5 protein-coding genes are annotated in these 7,743 nt (G+C 72.8%); 1 reads left to right on the top strand and 4 read right to left on the bottom strand.

The genetic code is table 11. From position 1 onward, the window contains the following. Positions 1-433 precede the first annotated feature (433 nt). Genes cobA through cobC form a run of 3 tightly spaced genes read right to left on the bottom strand, consistent with a single transcriptional unit; the run spans position 434 to position 3,950 of the window. Positions 434-1,675 (bottom strand): uroporphyrinogen-III C-methyltransferase, encoded by a 1,242-nt coding sequence (cobA, locus tag Vgi01_RS21505; protein WP_102660353.1) that lies wholly within the window; start codon positions 1,673-1,675, stop codon positions 434-436. Further along, a complete protein-coding gene (locus Vgi01_RS21500) occupies positions 1,672-2,859 on the bottom strand; it encodes a nicotinate-nucleotide--dimethylbenzimidazole phosphoribosyltransferase (protein WP_204292175.1) in 1,188 nt (395 codons plus the stop codon). Before Vgi01_RS21500 ends, cobA begins: the two co-directional genes overlap by 4 nt. Continuing rightward, a complete protein-coding gene (gene cobC / locus Vgi01_RS21495; RefSeq protein ID WP_204292168.1) occupies positions 2,859-3,950 on the bottom strand; it encodes an Rv2231c family histidinol phosphate aminotransferase CobC in 1,092 nt (363 codons plus the stop codon). The genes Vgi01_RS21500 and cobC overlap by 1 nt, the downstream gene beginning before the upstream one ends. Positions 3,951-4,071: 121 nt before the next feature. Between cobC and Vgi01_RS21490 the strand changes: the two genes are divergently transcribed. Then, complete coding sequence (locus Vgi01_RS21490; RefSeq protein ID WP_102660355.1) at positions 4,072-6,204, top strand: transglycosylase domain-containing protein; 2,133 nt, start codon at positions 4,072-4,074, stop codon at positions 6,202-6,204. Here Vgi01_RS21490 and Vgi01_RS21485 read toward each other — a convergent pair. Then, positions 6,173-7,687: a cobyrinic acid a,c-diamide synthase CobB gene (locus tag Vgi01_RS21485; protein WP_204292167.1), complete on the bottom strand. Its 1,515-nt coding sequence runs from the start codon at positions 7,685-7,687 to the stop codon at positions 6,173-6,175. The genes Vgi01_RS21490 and Vgi01_RS21485 overlap by 32 nt on opposite strands. Positions 7,688-7,743: the final 56 nt, after the last annotated feature.

Here is a 7,743-nt window from a genome sequence, read left to right as displayed (position 1 = left end):
GACGACCGCCTTCCTCAAGGGCCTCAAGCAGGTCGACGGCTGGCAGGACATGCCGCTGACCAAGGCCGCCCAGACCGTGCAGGTGTCGGCCTACCCGGACCACTACGCCCAGTGGGAGCAGCAGGCCGCTGACCTGGTCGCCAAGTACTGGAACAGCTAACCAACACCGGAAACAGTTGACCGCTAGACATTCCTCCACAGGGGGAGCAAGAAACGTTTGGCCGGCACCCGAACCCGGGTGCCGGCCAAACGGCGTCCACCCACCTACCCCGACAACACCCCACGGGGTCCGACGGGATGGGCGAAGGCCGACCGGGTCAGGCTGGGGCACCGTGCCCGGCGTAGGGATCAAGCCTGACCGCCCGAAGCCGGGCACGGTCGCCCCAGCCCCCACCGCAACCACCCCCACAAAGCAGACACGACCCGGGCACGATCAAAGGCTGGGAAGAACCCCGACCACATCCCCCACCACCACAACCGCCGGCGGACGTACCCCCGCAGCCGCCACATCCTCGGCCACCTCAGCGAGCGTGGAGCGGAGGATCCGCTGCGCCCCGGTGGTGGCCTCCTGGACCACAGCCGCAGGAGTGTCCGCCGGGCGACCGTGCCGCAGCAGGGTGGCGGTGATCGCCGGCAGGTTCTTCAGCCCCATCAGGATCACCAGTGTGCCGCGCAGCGCGGCGAGCGCGTCCCAGCGCACCAGCGAGGCCGCCGAGTCGGGTGCGACGTGGCCGGAGACCACGGTGAACTCGTGCGCCACCGCTCGATGGGTGACCGGAATACCGGCCGCCGCCGGGGCGGCGATGGAGCTGGTGACGCCGGGCACCACGGTCACCGGTACGCCGGCTGCCGCGCAGGCCAGCAACTCTTCACCGCCGCGTCCGAAGACGTACGGGTCACCGCCCTTGAGGCGCACCACGAAGGCACCGGCCTGCGCCCGGTCGACCAGGATCCGGTTGATCTCTTCCTGGGTGCGGGACGGGCCGTACGGGATCTTCGAGGCGTCCACCAGTTCCACGCCGGTACGCAGTTCGTCGAGGAGCAGGCCGGGCACCAGCCGGTCGGCGACCACCACGTCGGCCTCGGTGAGCAGCCGCCAACCACGGACCGTGATGAGTTCCGGGTCGCCCGGTCCGGCACCTACCAGTGCGACTCGGCCGGGTGAGCCGGTCGGAGTGTTAATAGGGGCCCCCTGCTCTACCGCAGGCGTTAACAGGGTGCCCTTCCTTTCACGCAGGAGGGTGCGGATGGCGTCGCGGACGGTCATCGCGCGGCGGGGGTCGCCGCCGCCGAGGACGGCCACGGTGACCGGGCCGTGCCGGGTCACTGCCGGGGTCCAGGCGGTCGCCGCCTCGCGATCGTCGGCGCGTACGCAGAAGATGCGGCGCTGTTCCGCGGCGGCGCTGACGGTGGCCGCGGCGGCCGGGTCGTCGATCGCGACGTGGACGAGCCAGGCGTCGTCCAGGTCGTCAGGGGCGAACCGGCGCGGTATCCAGCGCAGTCGGCCCGCGTCGGCGTGGGCCTGCAGTGCCGGGCTGATCTCCGGGGCCACCAGCAGCACGTCCGCGCCCGCGTCGAGCAGCGCGGGTACCCGCCGGGTGGCCACTGCTCCCCCGCCCACCACGACGACCCGTCGGCCGGCCAGCCGGAGTCCGAGAGGGTACGGACTCGTCACTTCTCCGCCACCCCGGCGGAGTCGAAGGTGGCCACCTCGTGCAGCACCCGGACCGCGCCGGTGACCACGGGCAGGGCGAGCAGCGCGCCGGTGCCCTCGCCGAGCCGCAGGCCCAGGTCGATAAGCGGGGTGAGGCCGAGTTGCCGCAGTGCGACGGTGGCGCCGGGCTCGGCGGAGCGGTGACCGGCGATCATCGCGCCGACCGCGTCGGGGGCGAAGGCCGCGGCGGCCAGCGCGGCGGAGACCGCGATCACCCCGTCCAGCAGCACCGGTACGCGACGCGCGGCGGCGCCGAGGAGCAGCCCGGTCAGCGCAGCGTGTTCCAGTCCGCCCACGGCGGCCAGCACTCCGAGCGGGTCTGTCGGGTCGGGTGTGTGGCGCAGCAGCGCCGCCCGGACTACTTCGATCTTGTGCTGGTAGGTCGGGTCGTCCACGCCGGTGCCCCGGCCGGTCGCCTCGGCGGCGTCGACTCCGGTGAACGCGGCGATCAGCGCGGCGGCCGGGGTGGTGTTGGCGATCCCCATGTCGCCGGTGACCAGCAGGGCCGCCCCGCCGTCGATCAGTTCCCCGGCGATGCGGATGCCGACCTCGACGGCGGACCTCGCCTCGTCACGGGTGAGCGCGGCGGTGACGGTCATGTCCCGGCTACCCCGCCGGACGTTGGCGTCGACCAGCCGCGGCACGTCGACGCGGCCGGGGCCGACCCCACCCGATGCAGCGACGCGGCCCTGGCCGACCCCACCCGGCACGTCGACGCGGCCGGGGCTGACGCCGCCCGGTGCAGCGACGCGAGCGTCGCCCGTCGGCGGGTGGTCGTCGGGGGTGGGCAGGGGGGTGGCCACGCCGACGTCGACCACGGTCACCGTGGCACCGGCCTGCCGGGCGAACGCGTTGACCACCGCGCCGCCGGCCAGGAAGTTGCCGACCATCTGGACGGTGACCTCCTGCGGCCAGGGGGTCACCCGCTGGGCGTGTACGCCGTGGTCACCGGCGAAGATGGCCACGGCCGCCGGGCTCGGCAGCGGTGGCGGGCAGGTGCCGGCCAGGCCGGCGAGGCGTACGGACAGCTCCTCCAGGAGGCCGAGCGAGCCGGCGGGCTTGGTCAGCCGGGTCTGCAACTGCCGCGCCGTGCTCATCGCCGCCTCGTCGAGCGGGCCGATCGCCGCGATCGTGGTCTCCAGCATCATGCCTCCAGAATCTCCGCCAACACCTTGATGAACGCGTCGGTGCAGGCCCGGTCCCGCACCGCGATCCGCAGCCAGTCCGGGCCGAGGCCGGGGAAGGTGTCGCCGCGGCGTACCGCCCAACCATGCTCGCGTAGCGCGGCGCGGATCCGGTCCGCGCCCGGCCGGTGGATCAGGACGAACGCGCTGGCCGGACGCCCGACGACGCGTACCCCGGGCAGGGCCGACAGGCCGGCGACCAGGTGGTCGCGGTCGGCGGCGAGTTGCGCGGCGATGGCGCGCTCGGCCTGCACCGCGGTGGGGCCGGCGCAGGCGGTCGCGGCGGCCAGGGCCGGCGTGGAGACCGCCCAGAGTGGCTGTACGGCCGCCAGCCGGCGCAGCAGCGCTGCCTCGCCGAGCAGGTAGCCGATCCGCAGTCCGGCCAGCCCCCAGGTCTTGGTGAGGCTGCGGACGACCACCAGTCCGGGCAGGTCCCGACGGGCCGCCAGGGATTCGGGCTCACCTGGCTGGCCGGGAGCGGCGGTGGTGTCGGCGAACGCCTCGTCGACCACGAGCACGCGCCCTGGCCGGGCCAGGGTGGCCAGGTCGGCGGCGGGATGCAGCACCGAGGTGGGGTTGGTCGGGTTGCCGATCATGACCAGGTCGGCGTCGGCGGGGACCCGCTCCGGGTGCAGGCGGAAGTCGTCCGCCGGGTCGAGCAGCACCCGCTGCACGTGGTGGCCGGCCGCCCGCAGCGCGGCCTCCGGCTCGGTGAACTGCGGGTGGACCACCACCGGCCGGCGGATGCCGCGCAGCGCCTGGGCGAGCAGTACGAACCCTTCGGCGGCCCCGGCGGTCAGCAGCACCTCGGCCGGTGGCCGACCGTGTCGGGCGGCGACGGCGGCTCGCGCGGGTTCCGGGTCCGGGTACGCGGCCAGGTCGGCGAGTGACGCCGTGATCGGTTCGGCCAGCCAGTCCGGCATCGGTGCACGCCGTACGTTGACGGCGAGGTCGATCAGCCCCGCGCCCACCTCCGCGTCACCGTGATGGGTGAGATCCGGCTCGGCGGTCGGCGGGTGCGACCGGGTCGCCGGGGTCAGCGGTGCGTGCATGTCCGCGATCCTGCCGGGAACGCGGCACGGGTGACAGCAGCGCGGGGGGTGGGCCGCATCACCACCGATCACTTCATGAGTATTTCTCATGGATGATTCGGAAATGTCATAACTTAAGGGTGTGAGCAACCGACCCCTTGCTGCCGCTGGTCGTTTCGTTCCTCTCCTCCGTGCCGGGCTGATCGCCGGCATCATCGTCGCCGCCGTGGCGTACCCCGTGGTCGCCCTGACCGGCGTCGGCGCCAAGGCCACCGCGCACGCCGTGGAGAGCAAGACCCGACTGCTGGCCACCGCCCTGCCCGCCGAGACCTCCTACCTCTACGCGCCCGACGGCAAGACCATGCTGACCATGTTCTTCGAGGAGTACCGGCAGTACACCAAGCTGTCGGACATCTCGCCGCACATGCAGCAGGCGATCGTGTCGGCCGAGGACAACCGCTTCTACCGGCACCACGGCGTCGACCCGAAGGGCGTCGCCCGGGCCTTCGTGGCCAACGCCAAATCCAGCGGCGTCTCCCAGGGCGCCTCGACCCTGACGATGCAGTACGTGCGGATGGCGCTGCGGGACAGCGCGAGCACCCCGAAGGAGGTGCAGGAGGCCACCGCGCAGACCCCGGTCCGCAAGGTCAAGGAGATGCGGATGGCGGTCGACCTGGAGAAGGAGATGAGCAAGGAGGACATCCTCGAGCGCTACCTCAACTCGGCGTACTTCGGGCACCGGGCGTACGGCATCTACGCCGCCAGCGAGATCTTCTTCTCCAAGACCCCGAAGGAACTCACGCCCGTCGAGGCGGCCACGCTTGCCGGCCTGGTGAAGTCGCCCTCGCAGTACGACCCGGCCAGCTCGGACCAGAAGGAGGCCACCGCACGACGCAACTACGTGCTGGACAACATGGCCCGGCTCGGCTACCTGTCGCCCGACTCGGTCGCGGCGGCGAAGACCGAGCCGATCCGGCTGCGGCTGACCTATCCGCCGAACGACTGCGCCTCCGTGCCGGAGAGCTGGAACAGCTGGGGCTTCCTCTGCGACTACCTGAAGAACTGGTGGAGCGCGCAGCCGGCCTTCGGCGACAACCGGCTGGAACGGCTGGACAAGCTGCGGCGCGGCGGCTACCGGATCGTGCTCAGCATGGACCCGAAGATCCAGGCGGCGGCCGAGGACAACGTCGGCACCAAGGGCAACACCGGCAGCCCGTTCGCCAACGGCATCGTGGTCGCCGAGCCGGGCACCGGGCGGATCAAGGCGATGGCGGTGAACCGCACCTACTCGCTTCAGGTCAACGAGAACCCGCTCAGCTCCAACCCGGAGGCGGGGCCGAACGTGCGGGCCAACTACCCGAACACGGTGGCACCCCTGATGGGCGGCGGCGACCTGCCCGGCTACCAGGCCGGATCGACGTTCAAGATGTTCCCCATGCTTGCCGCGTTGGACGCCGGCATGACCCTGAACACCACCTTCAACGCACCACACTCGTACCGGTCGGAGATCTACGACGGGTGGCAGCCGTCGAACGCCAGCGGCGCGATGAGCGGCATGCAGACCATGTGGTCCGGTTTCGGCAAGTCGGTGAACACCTACTTCGTCTGGCTGGAGGAACAGGTCGGCGCGGAGCGGGCGGTCCGGCTCGCCGAGCAGTTGGGGCTGCGCTGGCGTACCGACGTGGACCGGGACCACGCCTCGCCGTCGAAGGCCAACAAGTGGGGTGCGTTCACGCTTGGCGTCTCCGACGCCACCCCGCTGGAGATGGCAAACGCGTACGCCGCCGTCGCCGCCGACGGGCGGTACTGCGAGGCGATGCCGGTGTCCGCGATCTACAACCGGGACGGCACCCCGGCGACCTTCAAGACCCCCGGCGGCATCGAACGGGAGATCGCCAAGCCCCGCTGCCGCCAGGTGGTCAGCGCGGACGCCGCCCGGGCCGCCACCGACGCCGCCCGCTGCCCGACCGGTGACACCCCGGCCAAGGGTGGCTGCGGCGGCTGGTCGACCGCGGACAGCGTACGAGGCACGGTGGGTCGCCCGGTGGCCGGCAAGACCGGTACCACGGACAGCACCCGGTCGGCCTGGTTCGTCGGTTACACCCCGGAACTGGCGGCGGCGAGCTTCATCTCCGACCCCGACAATCCGTTCAACGCGGTGGGCGACGGCCAGTCGCAGATCCCGATCGCGGCGGTCGCGAACACGCTCCGCGACGCACTCAAGGGCAAACCGGTGCGGGACTTCATTCCACCGTCGGACCGGATAGTCGGCTGACCACCGGCCCGGCGTCCGTCTCGGACGCCGGGCCGTCCGAGCCGCTCGGGGCGCCGGGTGACCCGCTCCCGGCGGACGGGCCGAGCACAACGGCCGGCACAGCGTTCGGGGCGGCGTCGGGGTCGGCGGCCGCGGCGGCCACCAACCGGGTCGCCAGGTGCGGATACGCGGCCCAGTGCGGCACCAGCTGAGAGGCGTGCACGCCACGCCAGACGAACCCCTCCGGGGCACCACCTGCCCAACTCCAGGCCGGACGTTGGCCACCTCGCGGGGAGAGCACCCCCTGGTGCTCCTTGTGCCCGACGACCACCTCACCGCGAACCGCGATCACACTGTCGCTCTGGGCGGTCGCCTCCCGGTAACCGACCACCAGTCCGTCGCGGAGGCTGCCGATGGCGTCGAGCACGCCACACATGGGCAGGCCGTCCACCTCCCGGGCCAGCCAGAGCAGACCGGCCCCCTCGGCCACCACCGGGCGGCCGGTACGGGCCAGCTCGGCGACCGCGATGCAGAGCCGCCGGTTGGCGGAGAGCTGCTCGACGTACGACTCGGGCAGGGCGCCCCCGACCACAAGCGCCCGGGTACCGGCCGGCAGCGCCTCGTCGGTGAACGGGTTCACCGTCACCACGTCCGCCCCCGCCGCCCGCAGCAACTCGACGGTCTCGACGTGGCTGAAGGTGCCAGCGGGTCCGCCGGCCACCGCGATGACCGGGCGTGGCCGATCCGGGGCCGCCGCGTCGCCGGCCGCCGCCGGCTGCGGTGACCAGGCCGGCATGCCCAGCGCCGGGGCGGAGCGGGCCAGGCCGAGCAGTCGTTCCAGGTCGACGGTGGCGGCCACCGCCTCGCCGAGCCGCCGGACCGCCCGGGTGGCCTCGCCGGCACCGGTGACCACCGGCACCACTGCGTGCCGTCGGGACGGCAGCACCGGTGGGAGGTCCTGCCTGCGCAGCGCGCCGTAGACAGGTACGCCGATGTCGTCGAGCGCCTCGCGCAGCAACGCCTCGTGCCGCGAGGAGGCGACCCGGTTGAGGATCACCCCACCGATCCACAGCTGCTCGTCGTACGCGCGGAACCCGTGCACCAGCGCCGCCACCGACTGCCCCATCGCGGCGACGTCGACCACCAGCACGACCGGGCTGCGCAGCGCGGTGGCCACCGCGGCAGTGGATTCGGTGTCGCCCCGGCCACTGAGACTGTCGTAGAGGCCCATGCTGCCCTGCACGACCGCGAGGTCGGCGTCGGCGGCACCGTGCAGCAGCAACGGGGCGAGCCGTTCGGAGCCGACCAGCCGCGCGTCCAGACTGCGCCCGGGACGGCCGCAGGCCAGGCCGAGGTACGCCGCGTCGACCTGATCCGGGCCGATCTTGAAGCCGGCCGCGTCGAGCCCCTGTTCGGCGAACGCGGCGAGCAGGCCGATCGCCACTGCGTTCTTGCCGTGCCCGGACGAGGGGGCGCTGAGCACCAGACGCGGCACGACGGTCATCATCGACTCCTCGCGAACGGACGAGCGTGCCGAGGGGCCGGCGCGCTCCGCCCGCG

It is taken from the genome of Micromonospora gifhornensis (assembly GCF_016863515.1).
Lineage (GTDB): Bacteria > Actinomycetota > Actinomycetes > Mycobacteriales > Micromonosporaceae > Micromonospora > Micromonospora gifhornensis.
Note: the sequence above shows the minus strand (reverse complement) of the source record. Positions and strands in the feature narration are given on the sequence as shown.

Excerpts from the sequence above, each read along its gene's own strand:
- Vgi01_RS21500 (WP_204292175.1), bottom strand. The coding sequence starts at position 2,859 with ATGCTGGAGACCACGATCGCGGCGATCGGCCCGCTCGACGAGGCGGCG.
- cobC (WP_204292168.1), bottom strand. The coding sequence starts at position 3,950 with ATGCACGCACCGCTGACCCCGGCGACCCGGTCGCACCCGCCGACCGCC.
- Vgi01_RS21485 (WP_204292167.1), bottom strand. The coding sequence starts at position 7,687 with ATGACCGTCGTGCCGCGTCTGGTGCTCAGCGCCCCCTCGTCCGGGCAC.